A 23,362-nucleotide genomic window follows, 5' to 3' on the forward strand; every position below is an offset into this window, starting at 1 on the left:
ACGATGTTGACCGGAACGGAACTCTCCGGCTCACCGGATCGGGAACGAACGGAGCACACATGAGCGACAAGGCCCACATCGGGGTAACCGGCCTGGCGGTCATGGGCCGCAACCTGGCCCGCAACCTCGCACGCAACGGTCATCGGGTGGCGGTGCACAACAGGCACCGGGAACGGACCGACGAGCTGCTGGAGCTGTTCGGCTCGGAGGGGGAGTTCGTGCCGAGCTACTCGCTGCGGGAACTGGTGGACTCCCTGCAACGCCCCCGACGTGTCGTGGTGATGGTCAAGGCCGGAGGCCCCACGGACGCGGTGCTGGCGGAACTCGTCCCCCTGTTGGACGAGCAGGACATCGTCGTCGACGCGGGCAACGCCAATTTCGAGGACACCCGCCGCCGGGAGGCCGAGCTGGCCGAACGGGGGGTGCGGTTCGTCGGAGCCGGGGTCTCCGGCGGCGAGGAGGGGGCGCTGCACGGGCCGAGCATCATGCCGGGAGGGGACTCCAGCGCCTACCGTGACCTGGAACCCACGCTGCGTTCGATCGCGGCCGACGTGGAGGGCGTCCCCTGCGTCACACACGTGGGTCCCGACGGGGCGGGCCACTTCGTCAAGATGGTCCACAACGGGATCGAGTACGCCGACATGCAGCTCATCGCCGAGGCCTACGACCTGCTGCGCGGGGTGCTGGGACACACTCCGGCGGAGAGCGCCGAAACGTTCCGTTCCTTCGACCGCGGGCGGCTGAACTCTTACCTGATCGGGATCACTGCCGAGGTGCTCGACCACACCGACGAGCGAACCGGTCGCCCGTTCGTGGACGTCGTGCTGGATCAGGCGGAGCAGAAGGGGACGGGACGCTGGACGGTGCAGAACGCCCTGGAACTGGCCAGCCCGGTCAGCGGAATAGCCGAAGCGGTGTTCGCACGCTCCCTGTCCGGCAACACCGAACTGCGCGCTGCGGGCTCCGGGCTGCCCGGCCCCCGTGGTGCACGGACGCCCGAGAGGGAGCAGTTCGTCGCCGACGTGGAACAGGCCCTGTACGCGTCGAAGATCGTCGCCTACGCCCAGGGATTCGACCAGATCCGCGCGGGAAGCCACGCCTACGGGTGGAACATCGACCTGGCCTCGGTGGCCGCGATCTGGCGCGGAGGCTGCATCATCCGGGCGAAGTTCCTGGACCGCATCCGCGCCGCCTACGAACAGAACCCGGGACTGGCCAGCCTGCTGGCCGACGAGGACTTCCGGCAGGCCCTGTCCGGGGCCCAGGAGTCCTGGCGACGGGTGGTGGCCACGGCCGCGGAGTTCGGCCTGCCCACACCGGGGATCTCCTCCGCACTGGCCTACTACGACACCGTCCGCGCCGAACGGCTGCCCGCCGCCCTGGTACAGGGACAGCGGGACTACTTCGGCGCCCACACCTACCGGCGCACCGACCTCGACGGCGTGTTCCACACCGAATGGGCCGGAGACCGCTCCGAACACGAGGCGTGAAACCCCGTGGGGGCGTGCCCCCTCCGGACACGCCCCCACGGAAACGACCACGACACCTCGGTGTCCAACACCACGAGCCCCTCCCCACCCGGCCACGCGGCGGCAGCAGACGTTGTTGACGTGCTCCCCGCCGTGAACGGCGGGGATTCCGACGCGGCTATACCGCGTGCGGAGCGGCGTTCCCTCGCGGGGTTCCGCTGCTTCCTGCTTCCGCAGCAACCGCCCCGGTGTGGGGTCTTACGTCGCCTCCACAGGCGTTTAGCCTCTCCGCCCGTCCGGCGGCGAGGATGTTTCGTGCTGCGTTGATGTCGCGGTCGTGCACCGCTCCACACGGGCAGGACCAGATGCGCACTCCCAACGGCTTGCCACCGGTCGCGCTTGGACTTGAACCTCGGTGTGCCCACCCGACGTCCCGCACGTTTGCCCTTCAGCGAATCGAAGAAGTTCCGGTAGGCGGCGTCGCAGTCGCGGATGGCCTGTTGCAGCACGATGTTCGAGCACTCCGCGAGCCAGCCGCGTTCGTCGGTGTGCTTGGCGTCGGTGATCAGCCGCTTCTGAAGCACGGTGCCACTGGGGAACTTCTCCCCCGCCGCGTGGGCGTCCTGCCGGGCACGCACGGCGTCGTTGTACACGACACGGGCGTTGCCGAACGCCTGCGCCAGCGCCTGACGCTGGGACTCGTCCGGATAGAGCCGGTAGCAGCACCGCAGTTGCACGACTGATCACCTCCCTTCGTTGATCACTGCACCATGTTGGTCTATGGCAAACACCGAGGACTATCGCACTGGCAGACGCTGTGTTTTTGGAATGCACGTCCACTTGGTCTTCGTGACGAAGTACCGCAGGAACGTGCTCACCGGCCAACACCACGACTTCCTGCGTGAGGTGTTCGCGAAGGTCTGCGCCGACTTCGGCGCGAGCCTGACCGAGTGCAACGGCGAAGACGACCACGTGCACCTGCTCGTGGAGTATCCGCCGCAGGTAGCCGTGTCGAAGCTGGTGAACAGCCTCAAGGCGTGGCCTCCCGGCGCCTCAAACAGCGCTTCCGAATGCGGACCTACCGGGGCATCTGTGGTCGCCGTCGTACTTCGCCGCTTCGTGCGGCGGGGCGCCGCTGTCGATCATTCGACAGTACGTGGAAAACCAGGGTCGCCCTGCATAGCGTGCCCGACGAAGAACACTCCTAATCGACTCACTCCCGCCTAAAGGCCAGAACTTGCGCCGACTCCCGGGTCAGAGGGCGAGGTAGCCCTGCTGCCACTGCACGGTGGTGGGGCGCGTGCCGGTGGCGGCATAGTTGCCGAGGGCGTGGCGAATCCGTTCGAGAGGCAGGGACGCCGAGCTGGGGAAATAGGTGGGTTCGTCGGCGGCGAACATGAGCGCGGGACGATCAGTCGAGTCAGTCGGGTTGTAGGTGTCGAGTACGTCTCCGGCGGTCATGTCGATCCAGGCCATCGCGCCCCACCCGGTGTCGGGATTCACCGCGACACGGAGATAGGCAGGTGGGTACTGGGGTTGGTCCTCATCGTGGTGCGACCGGGCAGGGCGGTCCCACACCGTGACCAGGGTGGTGCGGTTCCCCTCGGTGGATTCGGTGACCACGCGGTCGAGCAGCCTCCCGGTTTCCTCGGGAGTGTAGGCGTACTGCGACCCGCGATGCTGGTCGAACATGACCGTGAGTACGGCTGCGGTGTCGAGCGCTGTCATGCCTGTCCCTCGATTCGTACTGGTCGTGTCGCGCCTGGCTCGTACACGTCGAGCACATAGCCTTTCGGCAGGATCGCGGCGACCGCGGCCCGGCACCCGAGCGGGCCGTCGCACATCTCGTTGTTGATGGCGACCGCCGCGTGGGTGATTCCAGCTTCCCGCATCCGCATCGCCACCTTGGTCTCGACGTGGGTCGATGTCTCAGGCATGGCCAGATCCGGCCGTGGGATCGGGAACCGCTCACCAACGGTGACGAGCATGGTGTCGATCCGGTCGATGAGTTGACGCTCCTGCCGAGTCTGTGGTGTCTCGTTGTGTTCGTCCTCGGGTTCGCGTTCCCACCGTTCGGTTCCAGGTTTCCACACACGGCGGCCGGAGCCGCCGCTTTGCACCTTCACATCACCGGATCCGGGGATACCGCGCAGAATGCCAACCGTTTTTCCGCGCCCGCCGGGGCGTTCCGGTAGTTTCTCGCGGGCGTGGCGTACCCACTCATCGACCGCGTCGGGGTCGTCGCTGACCGGTGGCCGGTAGGTCGACGGGTGCGGCAGGCTCGGTGGGGGCTGCTCGCCGCTGATGCCGAGGGTGGCCAGATAGCCCACCAGATGCCCGCGGGTGCTCTCGGACAGCCCCAGGACTTCGTCGACGCGTTCGCGGGCTCGTTCGAGTAGCGCCACGGCCTGGGCCAGCTCGGGCGAGCTGCTGCCTGGGCCGATCTCGGCCAGGGTGGGCAGGGCGTACTCCTCGATCCAGGCCCGCACCCGGTGTAGATGTTCGGGAGGCAGCCGCCCGAACATCCCGGCCAGAGTGTTGGCCAGCTCTTCCACCTCGGACACGGTCGGGCCCCCTTTCACAGCACGGCGGAGAACGCACGCACATGCTCGGCGGCCTGCGCTACGGCTTGGACCGCTTCGCCAGCCTTCTCGTGGGCAATCCCGAGAAGCTGCATCGCCTGCTGTACGTCGTGGTTGGTGCTGGTCCCGGCGACCTGGTGTAGCTGTCCGCGCAGCTCCTCGAGCGTGGTCCGCACGGCTTGCAGCTCGCCGGCGGGCGCGGTGTCGATGATCTGCTGTAACCGGCCGCGAATCTCTTCCAGCATCACTGGTCTCCTCTCAGCGTGGGAGGACAGTCAGACCGCCTTCGCGGTCTGCCACGGATGGATGCCCGGCCGATGCCGTCGGGGGCAGGCACCGGCCGGGCCGAACGACCCCGATGCCGGGTGGAGGCAGGCACCGGGCCGTGGTCTCTACAGGGCGCGCAGCCGCGCCAGCACGCGGGCCAACAGCGCCCGGTCCGGGGACAGGGACAGCTCCGGGCTAGGCTCGGGCCGCCGACCCGCCGGGTTGGAGCCGCCGGGTCGGCGTCTGGCCACCGCCGCCAGCGGCAGGGTGCGAGCCAGGACACCCGGCGGGGCCAGCACAGCCCGGCCAGACCCAGCTCGGCCGGCCGTGAGAAGGGCCTAGGCATCGGTGCCGCCGTAGCTGGCCGAATTCTCCCCCGGAACCGGAGCCGTTTCCCGTGTCTCGGCGTGCTCGCGCAACGCGGCGGACAGCTCGTCCAACGCCTCGGCCACGTCCCGACACCGCCCGGCGGTGGCGCGGCGCCCGCCCACCTCGTAGGCGGTCTGCTCCACCAGCCACACGCCCCGCATCAGCAGCTCGGCCAGCCCGGCCGCCGCACTCGGCCCGCTCACGCCTGGCTCTCCGTGTCCCGACGCGGCGGAGCCCCCACGATCTCCCTGGCTCTGGTGTCACACTCCGGACACGTCCACCACAACCACGCCAGCTCGCCCTCACGGGCCTCCAGGGCCTGCCCACACAGGGTGGACACCACCTGCCCCTCCGGAAACTGCGTCCGCCCGGACGGCCGCCTGTCCTCGCTGACATGGCGCCCCCCACCGGCGGGCACCCACGCAAACGGAATCTGCGACATGGAATAGAATCCAATCCTTTTCGATTTCCCCTTTCTGATGCTGCGACATTATTGCGTCGCGTGCGCCGTCTACAATGCTCCAATCGATTGACGTGGGTACACAGCCACGATCTAGCGACATACGCTTGTCGCATGGCCAACACCAAACGCACCTCACCACGCATCCGCGCACTTGGTGCAGAACTGCGCGAGTACCGCGAAAACGCGGGAATGACCGTGCGCGACGTATCCACCCGGATCGGCGGGCACCACTCGAAAGTCGCCCGAATCGAAACCGGACAGATCCCACCCACACCGGAAATCGTTGTCGCACTGCTGACGACATACGGAGCGCCAGAATCCGACCGCGACAGACTCGCCGCCATGGCCCGCGATGCGACAGAAGAATCCAACTGGATCAAGCCTCGGGGCCAGTGGGGCCAATCGGCCACAGACCAAGACCTGATCGCACTGATCGAGTTCGAACGCACGGCGACCAACATCGTCGACGTCGCTCCGATCATGATTCCCGGTCTGCTTCAGACTTCGGACTACGCACGGGCAGTCATGTCAGCTGGAATGCCACCGGAGGCAGTCGAAGCACAAGTTACGATGCGCGTCGGTCGCCGCGACGTGCTGAGCCACCGGAACGCTCCGGAGTTCCTGGCCATCCTCGGCGAATGGGCGCTCCGTGAACCGATGGGCGATCAAGCCACGATGGCGGACCAACTTCAGCACATCGTGAAGATGTCGGAGATGAACAACGTCACTGTGCAGGTAGTACGTACCGGCTCGGGAGCCTGGACGCCGATGCACGCGGGTCAGTACATGCTGTTCGAGTTCCCCAAGGCAGCCCCGGTCGTGCATGTCGAACACCTGAGCTCAGATGCGTTCCTGAGCCGCCCTGGGGACATACAGTCCTACCAGCAAGCGACGGATAACCTTCGTGACGTGGCGATGACCCCAGAGGCGTCGGCGGAACTCATCGCCAACATCGCGAAGGAGATGGAGGCAAACCTGTGACAACGGTACACCCTGAGGGTTGGAGGAAATCCAGCCGCTCGAACCTGCGCACCAACTGCGTCGAGGTCGGCCGCCTCGGCGACGGCGCCGCCGTGCGCGACACCAAGAACCGCGACCTCGGGTACTTCACCACCACCCGCGGCCAGTGGACCGCGTTCCTGGAGGCGGTCAAGAACAACCGCTTCGAATGAGCCGCTGACACACGGCGCCCCCCGGAACCTTCCGGGGGGCGCCGTTTGCGTTCGGAGACTACTTCGGCGCCCACACCTACCGGCGCACCGACCTCGACGGCGTGTTCCACACCGAATGGGCCGGAGACCGCTCCGAACACGAGGCGTGAAACCCCGTGGGGGCGTGCCCCCTCCGGACACGCCCCCACGGAAACGACCACGACACCTCGCGCGGGAACTACCTCACCCCTCCGAGCTGCACACTCGAGGTACCACAGTCCTGGGCTCAGGACCGGGTCACCGACACGGCGATCTCGGTGTCCTTGTCCCCCACGGTGCCGACCAGGGCCTCACCGTCGGACTCCTCGACCAGCTCCACCGAGTCGGCCAGAATCTCACCGGCGACGAACGAACGGTGCTCCTCGATCGCCTCACGCACGGCGGCGGGAGCCGCGATCGTGGCCACGATGCGGTCGGAGACCACCAGCCCGGCCTCCCTCCTGGCCTGTTGGACCACCCGGATCACGTCGCGGGCCAGCCCCTCGGCGGCGAGGTCGGCGGTCACCTCGGTGTCCAGCACCACGATCCCCTCCCCACCCGGCAACGCGGCGGCGGCACCGGGATCGGTGGACACCAGGTGCTCGGAGAACTCCTCGGGGCGCAACTCGATCCCCGCGGCCGACACCCCTCCGCTCGGGGTCCGGGTCCATTCCCCGGACTTGACCGCTTTGATCACCTTCTGCACGTCACCGCCGAGCCGGGGACCGGCGGCCCGTGCGTTGACCGAGACCTCGAAGTGGCCGTGCGCCGCGACGTCCGTGGTGGGTTCCACGTTCTTGACGTTGACCTCGTCCCGGATCAGCTCCACGAACGGGAGCAGCGACTCCGCCTGGGGCAACGCCACGGTCAACCGCCGCAACGGCAGACGCACCCGAAGCTTGTTCGACTTGCGCAGTCCCAGGGCGGTGGAGCACACCCGCCGCACACTGTCCATGGCCCCCACCAACTCGGCGTCGGCGGGGAGACGCTCGGCGTCCGGCCAGTCCTGCAGGTGCACCGAACGCCCCCCGGTCAGACCACGCCAGACGGCCTCGGCGGTCAACGGGAGAAGCGGGGCGAGCACCCGGCAGGTGATCTCCAGGACCGTGTGCAGGGTGTCGACCGCCTCCCGGTCCCCGGCCCAGAAGCGGTCCCGTGAACGGCGGACGTACCAGTTGGTCAGCACTTCGAGGAAGTCACGGACCGCGGCGCACGCCCCGGCGGGGTCGAAACCGTCCAACGCGGACTGCACGTCCTCGACCAGGTCCCGGGTCTTGGCCAGCACGTACCGGTCGAGCACGTGTCGACTGTCGGTCCGCCAGGATCCCTCCAGCCCCTCGGCGTTGGCGTACAGCGCCAGGAAGTACCAGGAGTTCCACAGCGGAAGCACGGCCTGCCGGACCGCGTCCTTGATGCCCTTCTCCGTGACGACCAGGTCGCCTCCCCGCAGCACCGGGCTGGACATCAGGAACCACCGCATCGCGTCCGAACCGTCGTGCTCGAAGACCTCACGCACGTCCGGGTAGTTGCGCTTGGACTTGGACATCTTCAGTCCGTCGTGTCCGAGCACGATGCCGTGGGCGACCACGTGGGAAAAGGCCGGACGGTCGAACAGGGCGGTGGCCAGCACGTGCAGCGTGTAGAACCATCCCCGGGTCTGCCCGCTGTACTCCACGATGAAATCACCGGGGTAGTGGTGCTCGAACCACTCGGTGTTCTCGAACGGGTAGTGCACCTGGGCGAACGGCATGGCCCCGGACTCGAACCAGCAGTCCAGCACGTCCGGGACCCGGCGCATGGTGGACCTGCCCGTGGGGTCGTCCGGGTTCGGCCGCGTCAGCTCGTCGATGTTCGGACGGTGCAGGTCGCTCGGGCGTACCCCGAAGTCGGCCTCCAGTTCGTCCAACGAGCCGTAGACGTCCGTGCGCGGGTGGTTCGGATCGTCGGAGACCCACACCGGGATGGGCGAACCCCAGTAGCGGTTCCGCGAGATGTTCCAGTCCCTGGCGTTCTCCAGCCACTTGCCGAACTGCCCGTCGCGGATGTGTTCGGGGACCCAGTCGATCCGCTGGTTGAGCTCGACCATCCGGTCCCTGAACTGGCTTACGGCGACGAACCAGGACGAGACGGCCCGCTGGATCAGCGCGTTGTCGCAGCGCCAGCAGTGCGGGTACGGGTGGTCGTAGGTCTCGTGCCGTAGCAGCAGTCCCGCGTCCCTGAGGTCCCGGATGATCCGCTTGTTCGCCTCGAAGACCTGCTGGCCCTGGTACGGGGCCACCTCCTCGGTGAACCGGCCGTGCGCGTCCACCGGCACGACCGGCTCGATCCCGGCGGCGTCGGTGACGACCTTGTCCTCCTCACCGAAGGCGGGGGCGATGTGGACGAGGCCGGTGCCGTCCTCGGTGGTGACGTAGTCGGCCTCCAGCACCCGATGGGCGTTCGGCCTGCCGAGGAAGAAGTCGAAGGGGGGCTCGTAACCGGCCCCGAGCAACTCGCTTCCCGGAAAGCGGTCCAGCACCTCGGCGTCCTCCCCCCCGAGTTCGCGGGAGTACGCGCCGAGCCGGTCGGCGGCCAGCACGTACCGGCGCTCGCTCTCGGGCGGACGCACCAGCACGTACTCGATGTCGGGGTGCACCGCAGCGGCCAGGTTGGACGGCAGCGTCCACGGGGTGGTCGTCCAGACCAGCGCGTGGGCCCCGTCGAAGGACTTGCTCTCGGCGTGCAGGCGCAGCCCCACGGTCACGGCCGGGTCCTGGCGCTGCCGGTAGACGTCGTCCATCCGGGTCTCGGTGTTGGACAGGGGGGTCTCGCAGCGCCAGCAGTACCAGAGCACCCGGAACCCGTTGTAGACGAGCCCCTTGTCCCAGAGACGCTTGAACGCCCACATGACGCTTTCCATGTAGTCCAGGTCCAGCGTCTTGTAGTCGTGGGCGAAGTCCACCCACCGGGCCTGCCGGGTGACGTAGTCCCGCCACTCGTCGGTGTAGTGCAGTACCGAGGAGCGGCAGGTCTCGTTGAACTCGGCGATGCCCATGGACTCGATCTCGGACTTCGTGTTGATGCCGAGCTGCTTCTCGGCCTCCACCTCGGCGGGCAGACCGTGGCAGTCCCATCCGAACCTGCGCTCGACCCGGTAGCCACGCATGGTCTTGTAGCGCGGGATCGCGTCCTTGACGTAGCCGGTCAGCAGGTGTCCGTAGTGGGGCAGACCGTTGGCGAACGGGGGACCGTCGTAGAAGACGAACTCGTTGGCGCCGTTGACACCCGCCCGCCTGGACCGAACGCTGTCCCGGAACGTGTCGTCACGCGCCCAGAAGTCCAGTACCTCGCGTTCGACGGCGGGGAAGGACGGCTGGGCGGCCACGGTCCCCGCCTGCTCGGGGTCCTCGGAACTCGCACCGTTGAACGGGACCTTCGGGTAAGCCATCGCGGATGCGCTCCTCGCGAGTGTGTCGTGGTTCCTCCTCGCCGGGCACCGGTCGGACGGCACCCGCACGGGGACGACACGGCGAGCCCCGGGCAAAGGGACACTCGCGTACCGCGGTACCACCCCGTTTGCCACGCACACGAGGTGCGCGGCCACTCCTTCACAGCTGTCACGGGCCTACCCGTCCGGTTCTACTGAGGTGAACTCCACCCGTTCTTCCGGAGGCTCCCCGGTGATGGCCGGATCAACGCCGTTGGCACCAGCATAGCGGGTGCTCGCCAGTCGGTTTCGTACCGGGGAAACACGCCACCCGCGGGAGTGAACAGAGCACGAACGTCACCGGGGGACCGGCCACCTCAGCGGGAGCGTTCCCGCTGTGCGATCGAGTGGTCGGGCCGGCACACCGAACAGGGGGTGAACCCCAGCTCCCTGGCCTCGTGGGCGGGCAGGGGCACCGTGGACCTGCGTCCCACCCAGGAACAGGAGTCCAGGTGGTACCGAGGCCGTTCGTCGATCACGAGGACCTCGATGGCGGACTCGGCGACCAACAGCGCGTCGGCGGCGTCGGTGTGCTGTTCCGGAGGCTCGGTCTCCGGATCCAGCACGGGCTCGGCGGGGGACTCGCCCCCTTCCGGATCCCCCTCCCGCTCGTCCTCCTGCCCGGTGACGACCGCACCGGGATCCCCGTCGGAGGAACCGGGCCGTTCGGAGGCCTCGACCTCCCCCCGACCGGTCGCCCGCGCCCGGTCCCGCCTGCGGGCCACCAGCAGCACGAAACCGGCCACCGCGCACAGCAGCACCGTGAGCCAGGCCCACTGGGCGAGTCCGGCGGACACGGCGAGAACCAACACCCCCGCCGCGACCAACAGGAGAAGGAGAACGATCAGCAACACGGACGTCCACGCTTTCGGTCGGCTACGGGCACACCCGCGCCGCGCGGGGATCCCCGAGGGTCAACGAGCGGGCAGTGCCCGCGTCACGCACTGCCCGACACGTTGACGGGGTCAGCCGGCCTCAGCGGCGCGGGCGCCGAAGTTGTAACCACCGCTCTGCTGCTGTCCGGCGGCTCTGGCCCCACCGGAGCTCTCCGTCGGGGCGGCCGAACCGTGCTCCTGCAACTCACGCAGCTGGGACTCCAGGTAGCTCTGCAACCGTGACCGGTACTCGCGCTCGAAGGTGCGCAGCGCCTCGATCTTCTTCTCCAGCGCGTTCTTCTCCTGGGTGATGTTGCCCATCACCTCGGCGTGCTTGTGCTGCGCGTCGCGCTCCAGCCCCGCCGCCTTCTCGCGTGCCTGGCGTTCCAGGGTCTCGGCCCTGCTGCGCGCGTCGTTGAGCATCGTCTCGGCCCTGCTGCGCGCGTCGTTGACCATGCTGTCGGCCTTGGTCCGCGCGTCGGACAGCAACTGCTCCGACTTGGTGCGGGCCTCCGAGAGCATGTTGTCGGACTCGGTCTTGGCCTCGCCGGTCAGTCGGTCGGCCATCTCCTGGGCCAACCCCAGCACCTTGGCCGCCTGCACGTGCTGGTCACCACCGGGCGAGGTCTGTTCGGAAGCAGCCGGGGGCGGCACGGGCTGCAGACGACGGGGTTCCTCGGAGCTCGTGGCCGCGGCCGAGGCACCCGCCTCCGGAGCCGGCGCGGGCTGGCTACGGGCCTCGTCGAGGTCGGAATGAGCGGACTGCAGTTGCGCCTCCAACTGCTCGACCTGGTTACGCAGGTCGCCGTTCTCCTCCACGAGCCGCGCAAGCTCGGCCTCGACGAGATCGAGGAAGGCATCCACCTCGTCCTCGTTGTAGCCGCGCTTGCCGATCGGAGGTTTGCTGAACGCCACGTTATGAACGTCAGCGGGGGTCAGGCCCACAAGATCACCTCACGCACTCCTCGGCTGCGAGTCACCGGGTTCCCCGTTACCCGGGTTGAGCCAGTCGCATCAGGATGTACACGACCAGCAGCAGCACCATAATGGACAAGTCCAACCCGACGTTGCCTATCCGGATCGTCGGGATCACCCGACGCAACAAGCGTACGGGTGGGTCGGTCACTGTGTAGATGGTCTCCAGCACGATCGCAACCCCACCGCCGGGGCGCCAGTCGCGAGCGAACGCGCGAACGAGCTCCACCACTATACGGCCGATGAGAAGCAACCAGAAGAAGAACAGCAGATAGTACAGAACGATCAGGGCCAATTGCACAGCTCAACTCTGCCACCACTCACCCGTAATTGAAAAAGGCCCCTTCGGCGAGGCGCCGCTTGTCCTCGGCGGCGACATCGACGTTGGGAGGTGAGAGCAAGAACACGCGGTTGGTCACCTTCTCGATGGAGCCACGCATCGCGAAGGCCAGTCCGGCGGCGAAGTCCACCAGCCGCTTGGCGTCCGCCTCGTCCATCTCCGTCAGGTTCATGATCACCGGAGTACCGTCGCGGTACTGCTCGCCGATGGTCCGCGCCTCACTGTAACTACGCGGGTGCAGGGTCGTGATCCGGCTCAGGCTGTAGTGACTGCCCGTGTCGGTCACCGCGCGCAACCGTGGGGGCTGTTCCAGGTTCGGGTCCACGGCCAGCGAACCACGTACCGGGGGCTCACTCGCCCACTGCCTACGCCCGCGCCCCATGCGGGGACGCGGCTCGTCCTCGTTGTCATCCTCGTGTTCCTCGTCCTGGGAAGCGCCACGCGCACCGGAGAACCGACGGCTTCCCCCGACACGATCCTCGGGCGCGTCGTACGCGTCGTAGTCCGACTCGTAACCATCCCGCGCTTCGCCGTACTCGTCGACTTCTTCGGCCGGGACCATGCCGAAGTACGCCTTCAGCTTGTGTAGCTTACTCATCGGCAAGCCCCTTCCTCCGCGAAAGGTACAGCGACGGCAGAGCTTCGACCCGCTCGGTGGCTCACGGCGAGACTAACCGGCGCCCGCCGAGCAAGGCCGTTCCGACACGCACCCGAGTGGCACCGTGGGCTATCGCACTCTCCAGGTCCGCGCTCATCCCTGCCGACAGGTCCCGAGCGTCGGGGAAGTCCCGCCGGAGCCGCTCGGAAATCTCCGAAAGGGTGGCGAACGCCACATTGGGATCTTCGCCCAACGGGGCGACAGCCATAACACCACGGAGTCGAATCTCACACATTCGCGTCACGATTTCCGCCAATTCGGGGAGATCTTCTGGAGCACATCCGCCCCGGTCGGTACGCTGGTCCAGATTCACCTGCAGCAACACGTCCAGCGGGCCGGATCTCTCCCCCGCCTCGAGGGCGTTCGCCACGGCGCGTCGCAGCGTCTCGGCGAGGCGCCCGCTGTCCACCGACTCCACGACGTCGGCCCAACGGGCCACCGAGCGAGCCTTGTTCCGCTGCAGCTGTCCCACCATGTGCCAACGTACCCCCGAACGCGGCCTCAGTTCGGAGAACTTCTCCACCTTGGCCCGGGCCTCCTGGTCCTTGTTCTCCGCGAGATCGACCACCCCCAGGTCCGCCAGCAGCGCCGCGTCCTCGGCGGGGAAGGTCTTGGTCACCGCGAGCAGCTCGACCTCCTCGGGAGGACGTCCGGCGGCGACACAGGCCCGATCGATCCTTCCCCGCACCTGCCGCAGTGCCTCGGCCAGCTCGGCACGACGTCGCCCGGTATCCCCGTCACTCACTCGGCTGTCCCTTCCGGTTCGGACCACACGACGGAGGCGATTCTGCCCGTGCGACCGCCGTCACGGCGATGGCTGAACAACTCGGGGGACTCGATGGTGCAGCGCGGGTCCCGACCGATCCTGCCCACTCCCGCCGCGGCCAGCTGCTCCCACAGACCAGCCCGCAGGTCCAGGGCGGGAGCACCCGCCCGGCTGCTGGTGGCGCTTCCCGGCAGGGCCCGTTCCACCTCGTCGCGCATCTCGCCGGGAACCTCGTAGCAGTCCCCGCACACCGCCGGCCCGAGCAACGCCTCGACACGTTCGAGCCGGGCTCCGGCCGCGGTCATCTCCCGCAGGGCGGAGACCAACACTCCCACCCGCGCCCCCACGCGGCCCGCGTGCACGGCGGCGACCACACCGGCCACCGGATCGCCCAGCAGGACCGGAACGCAGTCCGCGGTCAGCACCACCAGCGGCAGTCGCGGCACCGCGGTCACGAGGGCGTCGGTGACCTCCACGGGTTTCTCTCGAGGGCCGTCCACCGAGGTGGCCGTTCTGCCGTGGACCTGTTCCATCCACACGAAGCGGTCTTCGGGGATCCCGATCCCCCGGGCGAGCCTGGCCCGGTTCGCGGCCAGGGCCTCCGGGTCGTCGCCGAGGCCGCCCCCCAGATTGAACGAGTCGAAGGGTGGGGCGGAACGCCCACCCTCCCTGGTCGTGACGACACGACGTATCAGCAAGACAAGCCCTCCCCGAGTGCTCGCGGTACTGCTCGCGAGGCGCCGCTCACCGACGACGGCGCCGTCACGAAACCCCATTGTCCCGCACCCGCTCGGGGGAGGAGCACCTCAGTGACTATCGCCGCATGAACGGTGGAATATCCACCTCGTCGTCGTCGCTGTCGTCGTCGTTCTGGTTCCGCGAACGACCGAGCAGCGAACCACCGAGACCGCTGCCGCTGGCCGTGTGTCCCCCCGTGTTCCTCGGAGGCACTCCACCACCGTGCTGCTCACCGGAGATGGTGGAGCCGTCGGTGCCGATCGGACCGGCAACGTGCTGGGTGGAACGCTGTTCGGCGGAACCGAACTGGGACTCGGCCTGCTCCGAAGCCGTTCCGGCTGGACGCTCCTCACCGGAACCGGTCGAGGGGGAACGGAAGGCACCGAACGTTCCGCCACGCTCGGACTCCCCCGTCGGCTGGGCGCCGGCGTTCGCGGCACGGGCTCCCTGCTCGGAGTCAGCGGCTGCCGAGGAGGCGCCGGAGCCGACGGGCTGGTCGGCCTCCTGCCGGGTGCTTCCCTCCGGTCGCACCGGCTCGGCCTGTCCCTCGACCACCTGCCCCCGGCCCGCGACCGCGTCCTCCGAGTCGGCACGCGAACCGACCCTGTCCGGATCCAGCTTCTTGTGTGTGGGGGCTCCCGCGTCGAAACCGGCGGCGATCACCGTCACCCGAACCTCGTCGCCGAGCGAGTCGTCGATCACCGTACCGAAAATGATGTTGGCCTCGGGATGCGCGGACTCCTGTACCAGGGAAGCCGACTCGTTGATCTCGAACAGTCCGAGATCGGAACCGCCCGCGATGGCCAGCAGCACACCGTGTGCGCCTTCCATGGAAGCCTCCAGCAGCGGCGAGTTGATCGCCTTCTGCGCGGCTTCCACCGCTCTGCCCTCTCCCCGGGCGGAACCGATGCCCATCAGGGCACTACCCGCGTCCGACATGACGCTCTTCACGTCGGCGAAGTCGAGGTTGATCAGCCCGGGGGTGGTGATCAGGTCGGTGATGCCCTGGACACCGGAAAGCAGCACCTCGTCCGCGGAACGGAAGGCGTCCATGAGGCTGACGCCGATGTCGCCGAGCTGCAACAGACGATCGTTCGGGATGACGATCAGCGTGTCGCACTCGTCGCGCAGGTCCTTGATGCCCTGTTCCGCCTGGGTGGCCCTGCGTTTGCCCTCGAAGGAGAACGGACGGGTGACGACCCCGATCGTCAGAGCCCCCAGTTTGCGTGCCACCGAGGCGATCACCGGAGCACCGCCGGTCCCCGTGCCACCACCCTCACCCGCGGTGACGAAGACCATGTCGGCGCCCTTGAGCACCTCCTCGATCTCGTCCTTGTGGTCATCGGCCGCCTGATACCCCACGTCGGGTGCCGCACCCGCGCCGAGTCCGCGCGTCAGCTCACGGCCGATATCGAGTTTGACGTCGGCATCCGACATCAGGAGGGCCTGGGCGTCGGTGTTCACCGCGATGAACTCGACGCCTTTGAGCCCGACCTCGATCATCCGATTCACGGCGTTCACACCGCCGCCACCGATGCCGACGACTTTGATCACCGCGAGATAGTTGTGCGGGGGCGTCATCGTCATCCGCCTTCCTGGTCGTGGCTGAAGCGCTCGCTGTGGTGGACCTGACGGTCCTGTTCGCGGACGCCGGCTGGCGCCCCATGGTCGTGTCGCCGATCAACGGCTACGGGGTTGGCTGGCGTCAACCTCGTACGTGATCGGACGTTAGGTACCGCGGTCGGGTCGAGTCCAGCAGGCACGCCGGTGTCGCCCGTCGCGTGTCGTCCGGAGGTTCCCGCCACGAGTACCCTCCCGGATTCCGGGAAGCGTCCGCTCTCCACCCACGACACCTCGAACGCGTTCATTCCGCCGTATCACGACCACGGTGCACACCGTACCGCGAAGTACCACGCACCGAGCGAAGTCCACCGTGGTCGATGTCCGGTTCGGTCGGATCGTCAGGAACACGAAGGCCACCCGGCACCGCCGAAGACCGACGGGAGGAGAATCGTACCCGCCACGCACGACAGGGAGGGGAAAGGACCGTGACCGTACGACGGGTCGCGAGCGCGACCTCACCCCGGGGGGAGACCGTCCTGCTGCGGCGGGAGAACGGAGCGCTGGAACTGCGGGTGAACGGGGTGTTCGTCATGGACACACTGCACACCGCCAGCGAACGTGAACTCGCCCGTGTCGCGCTGGAGGCGCCGGCCGCCGCCACGGAGGAGAACCGCTCGCTGACGGTGCTGGTGGGAGGGCTGGGACTGGGTTTCACCCTGCACGAGGTACTGGCCAACCCTCGCGTGGACAGGGTGCTGGTGGCCGAGCTGGAACCCGCGGTGGTCGAATGGTTCCGACAGGGCTTGGTCCCGGAGCTCGCTCCGGACCGCTTCGACGAACGGGCGCACCTGGTTTCCGAGGACGTGACCGCCCTGGTCTCCTCCCAGCGGGAGGAGAGCCTGGACGTTGTACTGCTCGACGTGGACAACGGACCCGGTTACCTCGTCCACTCCGCGAACTCCACCGTGTACGACGGGTGGTTCCTCGCCGAGTGCCGCGCCACCCTGCGCCCCTCCGGGGCCCTGGCGGTCTGGTCGGCGGCACCGGCACCGGAACTGTCCGCGACCATGCGGACGGTGTTCGACCGGGTGGACCACCGGGAGATTCCGGTGACACTGGGAACGACGGAGACCGAGTACCACCTCTACCTGGGCCACCGGTGAGAGCGACCTTTCGACCGGTGTGCTCCACGTTCGGCTCGACGTCCTCGGTGGACCCGTGGTGCGGACGGCCCTCGGTCACGAGGAGACCGTGGGCAGCTCCGTACTGGTCACGTCGTAGGTGTTTCCCTCCCGAGTGAGCAGGGCGGGAAGTATCGCCGCCTTGAGCGCCGACTTCTCGGCACCGCCCCACTCGACGGTACGGTCCTCCGTCAGCGACATCCGCACCCCCGCCGAGGGGACGAACTCCACGACCCGCACCTGAGCACGCACCCGCTCGTCCAGCGCGGTGAAGGCGGCCACGGCCGCACGCCGCGCCCTCTCCGGGTGTTCCCCGGACAACCGCAGCTCCGGAAGGTCGCCGGGGGGCTGAGCCGAGCCGGCGAAGGGGACGGCGTCGTCGTCGACCAGGCGGATCCCCTCCGGAGTCCGTTCGAAGAGAAGCGGTTCACGCTCGACGAGACGGATGCTCACGGTCGAGGGCCACACCAACCGGATCCGCACGGAATCCACTCGGGACAGCTCGTTCAGCCTCCGCCGGATCCCGTCCCGGTCCACCCGCGCCAAGGGTGTCCCCTGCCCGACGGAGGCCACCTGACGCACGCGGTCGGAACTGAGCGTCTCGGTACCACGCACCTGCACCGAACGAACGCCGAACACCGGGGTGAAGAAGACGAGCACCGCCGCCACCGTCACCATGCCGAGCAGGACGAGAACGATCCACCGCCCCGCTCGGAACCTCCGCCGCGGTTCCACCTGTCCGCGGCGTCCCCGGTCACGGGGTCCGCCGGACGACTCCCGCGTCGTCGACTTCCTCATGAGGATTCCGAACCGTCCGGTACGGCGGTGCCCGCCGAACGACTGTCGATCTCGGCCAGAATCTCCGGGGCGAGCATGGTCACGTCTCCCGCACCCATGGTCAGCACGACGTCCCCCGGCCGAACCAGTCCGGCCACCAGTGGGGCCACTTCGGTGATCGACGGCTCGTAGTGCACCCGCTCCGCCGGCAGCGGCACGGCATCGGCGATCAACGCCCCGGACACACCCGGCCTGGGCTGTTCCCTGGCCCCGTAGACGTCGAGCACGACCAGCTCGTCGGCCACGGCCAGTTCCCGCGCGAACTCCTCGGCGAAGGCGGCGGTGCGCGAGAACAGATGGGGTTGGAAGACCACCACCATCCTGCCCGAGTCCACCTCGGTGCGGGCAGCGCGCAGCTGAGCCCGCACCTCGGTCGGATGGTGCGCGTAGTCGTCGTAGACCCGGACCCCGTCGGCCCTGCCCTTGAACTCGAAACGACGACGTACCCCGCCGAAAGCGGCCAACCCCTCCACGAGCCCCTCCAACGGAGCTCCCAGTTCGAGACCGGCCAACAGGGCGGCGACCGCGTTGTCGGCCATGTGTTCCCCCGGGACGGAGACCTCCAGCTCCACCGACCGGGGGCGGCCCGCCACCCGCAGTCGCAGTTCCACCGAACCCCGGCCGTGACCGGAACGGTAAGCGGCGATCAGCGCGTCCGCCTCCCCGGTCACCTCGGTACCGTACCGGCGCACCCGCAGCCCCTGTTGTTCGGCGCGGTCGGCCAGCAACGCCGCTCCGGGGTCGTCGACACCCGCGATCAGTACACCCCCGGGCTCGACGCGTTCGAGGAACCGCTCGAACACCCCCGTGTAGGCCTCGGTGTTTCCGTGGTGGTCCAGATGGTCGGCCTCCACATTGGTCACCACCGCCACTTCGGGGGAGAACTCCAGGAAGGACCCGTCACTCTCGTCCGCCTCGGCGACGAAGACGCCTCCCTCCCCGTGGTGGGCGTTGGCCCCGGAGTCGTTGAGGTCTCCTCCGATGGCGAAGGAGGGATCGAGTTTGCAGTGTTGCAGGGCGACAGTGAGCATCGAGGTCGTCGAGGTCTTGCCGTGAGTGCCCGTCACGCAGGCGACCCGGTCTCCCCGCATCAACGCGGCGAGTGCCTCAGCTCTGCCCAGCACGGGAATCCCGCGTTCACGCGCGGCACGCAGCTCGGGGTTGTCCGCGTCGATGGCCGTGGACACGACCACGGCACTCGGTTCCCGCCCGTGCTGGTCCAGGTTGTCCTCGTGGTGGCCGATGCCGATCAGCGCGCCCTGCGTGCGCAGTGCCAGCACGGTCCGGGAGTCCCGGGCGTCCGATCCGGAGACGGACTGCCCCCGGGCCAGCAGGATGCGGGCGATACCGCTCATCCCGGCCCCTCCGATGCCGACCAGATGCACCCGACGGAGCAGTTCCTCCCCGGCCGGGGAGGACTGTCGTGTCGACGAAGCCCGTTGCGGGTCGTTCTCGGCTGTGTCGCCGTTCACCGCGCGGCCACCTCCAGTACGGTCTCGGCCAACACCCGATCTGCCTCGCGATGGCCGGTCTCCAGGGTCGCGCGATTCATCCGGGCGAGCACGTCGGGGTCCTTGACCAGCGGAAGGATCTCGTCGACCACCCGTTGTGCGGTCAGTTCCTCGTCGGTGACCAGTCTGGCGCCTCCCGCACTGACCACCGGTTGGGCGTTCAGCGCCTGCTCACCGTTGCCGTGGGGAAGCGGAACGAAGACGGCGGGTAGTCCCACCGCCGAGACCTCGGCCACGGTCATCGCCCCGGAACGACACACGACCAGATCGGCCGCCGCGTAGGCCAGGTCCATCCGTTCCAGGTACGGGACCGGGACGTACGGGGGAGCACCGGGGACCTGCTGCACCGCCACGGTGTTCTTCGGGCCGTGCGCGTGCAGCACACCCACTCCCGCCCGTCCCAGCGCGTCGGCCGCCCCGGAGAAGGCGGTGTTCAACGTCTGGGCGCCCTGGGAGCCACCGAAAACGAGGATCGTCGGGGCCTCGGGATGCAGGCCGTAGTGCGCGCGTGCCCGTGCCCGCAGGGCGGCGCGGTCCAACCCCGTGATCGACTCCCGCAGCGGGATGCCGATGACACGTGCTCCGGGTAATCCGCTGTCCGGCACCGCGGCCAGCACCCGCGCGGCCAGACGTGCTCCGACCTTGTTGGACAGTCCGGCGCGGGCGTTGGCCTCGTGGACCACGATCGGCACCCGACCACGGGCCCCCAGGTAGGCCGACAGGGAGACGTAGCCCCCGAAACCGACCACCACGTCGGCGCCCACCCGGTCCAGGACCTCACGGGTGCGACGAACCGAGTCACGCACCTTCATCGGCATCCGCAACAGCTCGGCGCTGGCCTTGCGGGGCATCGGGACCGGGGGGACGAGTTCCAGCGGATACCCCCGTTTGGGGACCAGCTCCGTTTCGAGACCGCGCTCGGTGCCGAGCGCGACCACCCGGGAGTCGGGCCGGAGGCGGCGCACCGTGTCGGCGAGGGCCATGGCCGGTTCGATGTGTCCGGCAGTGCCACCCCCGGCCACGACGACCGTGGGCCCCTTCCGTTCGGGGTGTGGGGACTCGCCGCCTCCGGCGGGGGAACCCGGCTGTGGTGTGTTCAACTAAGTCCTCCTCGTGTCTCGTGGGACCGCGACGCTCGCCGCTGGTCCTCCGCAACCAGCCCACCTGTTCGGGTGATTCATACGATCATGTCGGGGTGTCGCACCCCTCGGACGGACGTTCCGCCCGGAGCCGCTCCGGTCACCTGCTCGCGCGGGGCCTCCGTGAGGATCCGGTGTTCGCCCGGTTCCTCCTCGCCCGCGAGGCTCCCCCTCCGGACTTGCCCGAGGGTTTCTCCGCCGGGGGCACCGTCCGTTTCCCCGCCGGTGGGGACCGTCTGGCGGGAGGGCGGTAGGGAGCGGGCGTGGGCAGTCTGAGCAGCCTGCCGACCCTACCCGGCCCCAGGGAACGCAAGGCGGCGATGGCCTCCGGTTCGTGCCGGGCGAAGTTCGCCAGCAACCCGAAAACGATCATCGTCGTCACCACCGAGGTTCCCCCGGAGGAGATCAACGGCAACGGCAGCCCCGTGACGGGCAGCAACCCGACCACATAACCGATGTTGATCGCGGCCTGGGCCACCAACCAGGTGGTCAGCGTCGCGGCCACCAGTCTGATCCACGGGTCGGTGTTGCGCGCCGCGATCCGCATCCCCACATAGGCGGTGACGCCGAACAGCACGAGCAGGGTCGCACAACCGACGAAACCGAGCTCCTCCCCGACGACCGCGAAGATGAAGTCGTTGTAGGCCTCGGGAAGGTACTGCCACTTGGACCAGCCCCGTCCCAGGCCCTCACCGAACATCCCCCCGTCCGCGAGCGCCAGCAGGGCCTGGTTGGCCTGGAATCCCGCCCCCCGCGGGTCGCTCTGCGGATCGAGGAAGGAAGTCACCCGCCCGATCTGGTAGCCCCCCACGAGAACCAGGGTCACGGCTGCCGTCAGGCCACCGAGCAGGATCGCGCTGAACAGCCGCAACGGCGCCCCCGCGAACCACAGCAGCGCGAGCAGTACCACGCCGAGCAGAACCGTCGAGCCGAGATCCGGCTGCATCATCACCAGAGCGAACATCAACAGTGCCGCCGGAACCACCGGGACGAGCAGATGACGGTACTGCCCGAGCAACGCCCGTTTGGTGACCAGCACGTGCGCCCCCCAGAGCGCCAGGGCTATCTTGGCCGGCTCCACCGGCTGGAAGGACAGCGGGCCCAGCACGAGCCAGCTCTGGGCGCCGTTGTCCCTCGCCCCCAGGCTGGTCAGCACGAGCCCGAGCAGCACCAGGGAAACCAGCAGGAACACGTGGCTGAACCGGCGCAGCATCCACACCGGAACGCGCATGGCCGCATAGCACCCCACCGCCCCCAGCGCACAGTGCGCCAGGTGTCTCAGGAAGATGCTGTAGGAGGACCCCGCCTCGCTGAACGACTCCACACTGGAGGCGGAAAGCACCATCACCAGGCCGAACGTGACCAACAGCCCGAACACCGCCAACAACAGGTGGAAGGAGGCCAACGGCCTGGTCAACCAGGCGGTGAGCGCCGAGGTCACCCCACGCAGTCCCTCACCGAGCCCCTGTCTGCCCTGTTCCCTGGCCACGGTGGTCCTTCCGTCCGCCACGGGCGATCACTCCCTGGGCCGTTCGGCGGGCCCACTCTCGGGTCCGGCCAGCACCGCACGCACGGCAGCGGCGAACTCCCGCCCTCTGTGGGCGTAGTCGGTGTACATGTCCATCGAAGCCGCCGCCGGTGCCAGCACCACGGCGGAATCCGGTTCGGCCAGCTCCCGCGCCGATCGTACGGCCTCCCCCATGGGATCCTCGTGTTCCGGAGGGATCCTCACCACCGGAACCCCCGGAGCGTGGAGCTCCAGGGCCTCGGCGATACGCCCGGACTCGGTGCCGATGAGCACCACTCCCAGAAAGCGGGAGGCGTGCACCCGCACCAACTCGTCGACCTCGGCTCCCTTCAGCAACCCACCCGCGATCCACACCAACCGGGAGTGGGCACGCAGGGCGGCCGCCGCCGCGTGAGGGTTGGTGGCCTTCGAGTCGTCCACATAGACCACACCGTCCTCCTCCCCCACGGGAACGGAGCGGTGTTGTCCGGGAGCGAACGCGCGCAGCCCCTCGGCACAGGCCCGGGCGGGCACCCCCCGGCAGCGGGCGAGCGCGCACGCCACGAGCGCGTTGGAGAGATTGTGCTCACCCACCTGTCGGACGTCGGTCAGCGCGGCGAGCGGCACGGAACCACCCTCTGTCGTCCCCTCCCCCCCGAAGGCGCGGTCCAGGAGTCGCCCGTCGACGATGCCGAGCTGGCCCTCCGAAGGAGGGCCGAGGGTGACACCGACACCCGCCGCACCGACGTGCTCCCGCGCGAGACGCGTCGAGGTGGGATCGTCGAGGTTGTACACCGAGACGGTGTTACCCCGGTACACGGCGGACTTGGCCAAACCGTAGGCACGCAGCGAGCCGTGCCAGTCCAGGTGGTCCTCGGCGAGGTTGAGCACCACCCCCGCGTACGGAGCGAGCGTGTCCGACCAGTGCAGCTGAAAACTCGACAGCTCCACGGCCAGCACCTCGTGCCCGGCACGTACCGCGTCGACGGCGGGCAGTCCGACGTTGCCGCAGGCGACCGCGTCGATCCCGGCCGCCCGCAGGATCGACTCCAGCATCCCCACCGTGGTGGTCTTTCCGTTGGTACCGGTCACGGCGAGCCACTCGGCCGGCTTCTCCCTCGACCTGTCCAGCCGCCAGGCGAGCTCCGTCTCGCCGATCACCTCCGTGCCCCTCGCCGCCGCGTTCTCCAGCAACGGGGAGTCCGGACGCCAGCCGGGACTGGTCACCACGAGATCCGTGCCCTCCGGGGGCTCGCTCAGCGCGGGAAGCAGTCGCGCCCCCGCACGACCCAGCTCCGCCAGCCCGGCCAGCCGCTCCCGCGAGGCGTCGGTGACCGTGACCTCCGCTCCTTCGGCGAGCAACGCCTCGGCAGCGGACCTGCCGGAAACACCGGCCCCGGCGACCAGCACCCGTCTACCCAGCCTGCTCAATTACCTCACCCACGATTCCCGTGACAACCGTGTCA

The 23,362-nt window shown here is 68.6% G+C and carries 24 protein-coding genes and 2 pseudogenes; 5 read left to right on the top strand and 21 right to left on the bottom strand.

Annotation, left to right across the window (positions count from 1 at the left end):
• Positions 1 to 59: 59 nt before the first annotated feature.
• On the top strand, positions 60 to 1,490 hold the full coding sequence (gene gndA, locus ACTMO_RS0110860) for an NADP-dependent phosphogluconate dehydrogenase (protein ID WP_019854720.1): 1,431 nt from the start codon (positions 60 to 62) through the stop codon (positions 1,488 to 1,490).
• Between the two features lie 157 nt (positions 1,491 to 1,647).
• Here gndA and ACTMO_RS23475 read toward each other — a convergent pair whose 3' ends face one another.
• Together ACTMO_RS23475 and ACTMO_RS24100 are read right to left on the bottom strand one after the other, a co-directional pair.
• Positions 1,648 to 1,908, bottom strand: a complete 261-nt coding sequence (locus ACTMO_RS23475) for a zinc ribbon domain-containing protein (RefSeq protein WP_342670132.1) — start codon at positions 1,906 to 1,908, stop codon at positions 1,648 to 1,650.
• Positions 1,847 to 2,206 (bottom strand): annotated as a pseudogene (locus ACTMO_RS24100) (helix-turn-helix domain-containing protein); the annotation flags it as partial. The pseudogene ACTMO_RS24100 and the gene ACTMO_RS23475, both read right to left, overlap by 62 nt.
• Positions 2,207 to 2,249: 43 nt before the next feature.
• Here ACTMO_RS24100 and tnpA point away from each other — a divergent pair.
• A pseudogene (tnpA, locus tag ACTMO_RS22395) lies at positions 2,250 to 2,652 on the top strand (IS200/IS605 family transposase).
• 71 nt (positions 2,653 to 2,723) lie between these two features.
• Here tnpA and ACTMO_RS0110865 read toward each other — a convergent pair.
• From ACTMO_RS0110865 to ACTMO_RS0110890, 6 genes are all read right to left on the bottom strand, one after another.
• The gene (locus tag ACTMO_RS0110865; protein ID WP_019854721.1) at positions 2,724 to 3,197 is read right to left on the bottom strand and encodes an Imm1 family immunity protein; all 474 of its coding nucleotides are present in this window, start codon (positions 3,195 to 3,197) and stop codon (positions 2,724 to 2,726) included.
• Positions 3,194 to 4,033, bottom strand: a complete 840-nt coding sequence (locus ACTMO_RS0110870; RefSeq protein WP_245556131.1) for a DddA-like double-stranded DNA deaminase toxin — start codon at positions 4,031 to 4,033, stop codon at positions 3,194 to 3,196. Before ACTMO_RS0110870 ends, ACTMO_RS0110865 begins: the two co-directional genes overlap by 4 nt.
• Positions 4,034 to 4,047: 14 nt before the next feature.
• Entirely contained in the window at positions 4,048 to 4,296 is a 249-nt protein-coding gene (locus ACTMO_RS0110875; protein WP_019854723.1) for a hypothetical protein, read from the bottom strand.
• Between the two features lie 147 nt (positions 4,297 to 4,443).
• Positions 4,444 to 4,617, bottom strand: coding sequence for a hypothetical protein (locus tag ACTMO_RS22940; RefSeq protein WP_157062863.1), 174 nt, complete (start codon positions 4,615 to 4,617; stop codon positions 4,444 to 4,446).
• 39 nt (positions 4,618 to 4,656) lie between these two features.
• A complete protein-coding gene (locus tag ACTMO_RS20925; RefSeq protein ID WP_019854724.1) occupies positions 4,657 to 4,890 on the bottom strand; it encodes a hypothetical protein in 234 nt (77 codons plus the stop codon).
• Entirely contained in the window at positions 4,887 to 5,129 is a 243-nt protein-coding gene (locus ACTMO_RS0110890; RefSeq protein ID WP_019854725.1) for an HC3 family zinc finger protein, read from the bottom strand. The genes ACTMO_RS20925 and ACTMO_RS0110890 overlap by 4 nt, the downstream gene beginning before the upstream one ends.
• A 132-nt stretch (positions 5,130 to 5,261) precedes the next feature.
• On the opposite strand from ACTMO_RS0110890, the gene ACTMO_RS0110895 reads away from it, so the two are divergent.
• The gene (locus ACTMO_RS0110895; protein ID WP_026449094.1) at positions 5,262 to 6,131 is read left to right on the top strand and encodes a helix-turn-helix domain-containing protein; all 870 of its coding nucleotides are present in this window, start codon (positions 5,262 to 5,264) and stop codon (positions 6,129 to 6,131) included.
• Positions 6,128 to 6,322 (top strand): DUF397 domain-containing protein, encoded by a 195-nt coding sequence (locus tag ACTMO_RS0110900; protein WP_019854727.1) that lies wholly within the window; start codon positions 6,128 to 6,130, stop codon positions 6,320 to 6,322. The genes ACTMO_RS0110895 and ACTMO_RS0110900 overlap by 4 nt, the downstream gene beginning before the upstream one ends.
• A gap of 265 nt (positions 6,323 to 6,587) precedes the next feature.
• On the opposite strand, the gene ileS is transcribed toward ACTMO_RS0110900, so the two are convergent.
• From ileS to ftsZ, 8 genes are all read right to left on the bottom strand, one after another.
• Positions 6,588 to 9,767, bottom strand: coding sequence for an isoleucine--tRNA ligase (gene ileS, locus ACTMO_RS0110905; RefSeq protein ID WP_019854728.1), 3,180 nt, complete (start codon positions 9,765 to 9,767; stop codon positions 6,588 to 6,590).
• Between the two features lie 356 nt (positions 9,768 to 10,123).
• Complete coding sequence (locus ACTMO_RS20930; protein ID WP_019854729.1) at positions 10,124 to 10,660, bottom strand: hypothetical protein; 537 nt, start codon at positions 10,658 to 10,660, stop codon at positions 10,124 to 10,126.
• Positions 10,661 to 10,771: 111 nt separating this feature from the next.
• A complete protein-coding gene (gene wag31 / locus ACTMO_RS0110915) occupies positions 10,772 to 11,626 on the bottom strand; it encodes a DivIVA-like cell division protein Wag31 (RefSeq protein ID WP_026449095.1) in 855 nt (284 codons plus the stop codon).
• A 46-nt stretch (positions 11,627 to 11,672) separates the two neighbouring features.
• Positions 11,673 to 11,957, bottom strand: a complete 285-nt coding sequence (locus tag ACTMO_RS0110920; protein ID WP_019854731.1) for a YggT family protein — start codon at positions 11,955 to 11,957, stop codon at positions 11,673 to 11,675.
• A gap of 19 nt (positions 11,958 to 11,976) precedes the next feature.
• On the bottom strand, positions 11,977 to 12,594 hold the full coding sequence (locus ACTMO_RS0110925; protein ID WP_019854732.1) for a cell division protein SepF: 618 nt from the start codon (positions 12,592 to 12,594) through the stop codon (positions 11,977 to 11,979).
• Positions 12,595 to 12,655: 61 nt separating this feature from the next.
• Positions 12,656 to 13,399, bottom strand: a complete 744-nt coding sequence (locus ACTMO_RS0110930) for a YggS family pyridoxal phosphate-dependent enzyme (RefSeq protein WP_019854733.1) — start codon at positions 13,397 to 13,399, stop codon at positions 12,656 to 12,658.
• Positions 13,396 to 14,118: a peptidoglycan editing factor PgeF gene (gene pgeF, locus ACTMO_RS0110935; RefSeq protein ID WP_019854734.1), complete on the bottom strand. Its 723-nt coding sequence runs from the start codon at positions 14,116 to 14,118 to the stop codon at positions 13,396 to 13,398. The genes ACTMO_RS0110930 and pgeF overlap by 4 nt, the downstream gene beginning before the upstream one ends.
• A 115-nt stretch (positions 14,119 to 14,233) precedes the next feature.
• Positions 14,234 to 15,739: a cell division protein FtsZ gene (ftsZ, locus tag ACTMO_RS0110940; protein ID WP_026449096.1), complete on the bottom strand. Its 1,506-nt coding sequence runs from the start codon at positions 15,737 to 15,739 to the stop codon at positions 14,234 to 14,236.
• A gap of 467 nt (positions 15,740 to 16,206) precedes the next feature.
• On the opposite strand from ftsZ, the gene ACTMO_RS0110945 reads away from it, so the two are divergent.
• Entirely contained in the window at positions 16,207 to 16,884 is a 678-nt protein-coding gene (locus tag ACTMO_RS0110945; protein WP_019854736.1) for a spermidine synthase, read from the top strand.
• Positions 16,885 to 16,959: 75 nt separating this feature from the next.
• Here the strand turns inward: ACTMO_RS0110945 and ACTMO_RS0110950 are convergent, their stop codons facing one another.
• The 5 genes from ACTMO_RS0110950 to murD all read right to left on the bottom strand — a co-directional run bounded on the left by ACTMO_RS0110950 (position 16,960) and on the right by murD (position 23,327).
• Entirely contained in the window at positions 16,960 to 17,700 is a 741-nt protein-coding gene (locus tag ACTMO_RS0110950) for a cell division protein FtsQ/DivIB (protein ID WP_019854737.1), read from the bottom strand.
• Complete coding sequence (gene murC / locus ACTMO_RS0110955; RefSeq protein WP_157063032.1) at positions 17,697 to 19,094, bottom strand: UDP-N-acetylmuramate--L-alanine ligase; 1,398 nt, start codon at positions 19,092 to 19,094, stop codon at positions 17,697 to 17,699. Before murC ends, ACTMO_RS0110950 begins: the two co-directional genes overlap by 4 nt.
• A 113-nt stretch (positions 19,095 to 19,207) precedes the next feature.
• Positions 19,208 to 20,350 (bottom strand): undecaprenyldiphospho-muramoylpentapeptide beta-N-acetylglucosaminyltransferase, encoded by a 1,143-nt coding sequence (gene murG, locus ACTMO_RS0110960; RefSeq protein ID WP_019854739.1) that lies wholly within the window; start codon positions 20,348 to 20,350, stop codon positions 19,208 to 19,210.
• Between the two features lie 139 nt (positions 20,351 to 20,489).
• A complete protein-coding gene (gene ftsW, locus ACTMO_RS0110965) occupies positions 20,490 to 21,899 on the bottom strand; it encodes a putative lipid II flippase FtsW (protein WP_019854740.1) in 1,410 nt (469 codons plus the stop codon).
• A gap of 6 nt (positions 21,900 to 21,905) precedes the next feature.
• Positions 21,906 to 23,327: a UDP-N-acetylmuramoyl-L-alanine--D-glutamate ligase gene (gene murD / locus ACTMO_RS0110970; protein WP_033401528.1), complete on the bottom strand. Its 1,422-nt coding sequence runs from the start codon at positions 23,325 to 23,327 to the stop codon at positions 21,906 to 21,908.
• Between the last annotated feature and the right edge of the window lie 35 nt (positions 23,328 to 23,362).

The organism is Actinopolyspora mortivallis DSM 44261 (assembly GCF_000384035.1).
Classification (GTDB): domain Bacteria; phylum Actinomycetota; class Actinomycetes; order Mycobacteriales; family Pseudonocardiaceae; genus Actinopolyspora; species Actinopolyspora mortivallis.

Coding starts and splice junctions, on each gene's coding strand:
- gndA (WP_019854720.1), top strand. CDS start 60: ATGAGCGACAAGGCCCACATCGGGGTAACCGGCCTGGCGGTCATGGGC.
- ACTMO_RS0110865 (WP_019854721.1), bottom strand. CDS start 3,197: ATGACAGCGCTCGACACCGCAGCCGTACTCACGGTCATGTTCGACCAG.
- ACTMO_RS0110875 (WP_019854723.1), bottom strand. CDS start 4,296: ATGCTGGAAGAGATTCGCGGCCGGTTACAGCAGATCATCGACACCGCG.
- ACTMO_RS0110890 (WP_019854725.1), bottom strand. CDS start 5,129: ATGTCGCAGATTCCGTTTGCGTGGGTGCCCGCCGGTGGGGGGCGCCAT.
- ACTMO_RS0110895 (WP_026449094.1), top strand. CDS start 5,262: ATGGCCAACACCAAACGCACCTCACCACGCATCCGCGCACTTGGTGCA.
- ileS (WP_019854728.1), bottom strand. CDS start 9,767: ATGGCTTACCCGAAGGTCCCGTTCAACGGTGCGAGTTCCGAGGACCCC.
- ACTMO_RS0110925 (WP_019854732.1), bottom strand. CDS start 12,594: ATGAGTAAGCTACACAAGCTGAAGGCGTACTTCGGCATGGTCCCGGCC.
- ftsZ (WP_026449096.1), bottom strand. CDS start 15,739: ATGACGCCCCCGCACAACTATCTCGCGGTGATCAAAGTCGTCGGCATC.
- ACTMO_RS0110950 (WP_019854737.1), bottom strand. CDS start 17,700: ATGAGGAAGTCGACGACGCGGGAGTCGTCCGGCGGACCCCGTGACCGG.
- murC (WP_157063032.1), bottom strand. CDS start 19,094: ATGAGCGGTATCGCCCGCATCCTGCTGGCCCGGGGGCAGTCCGTCTCC.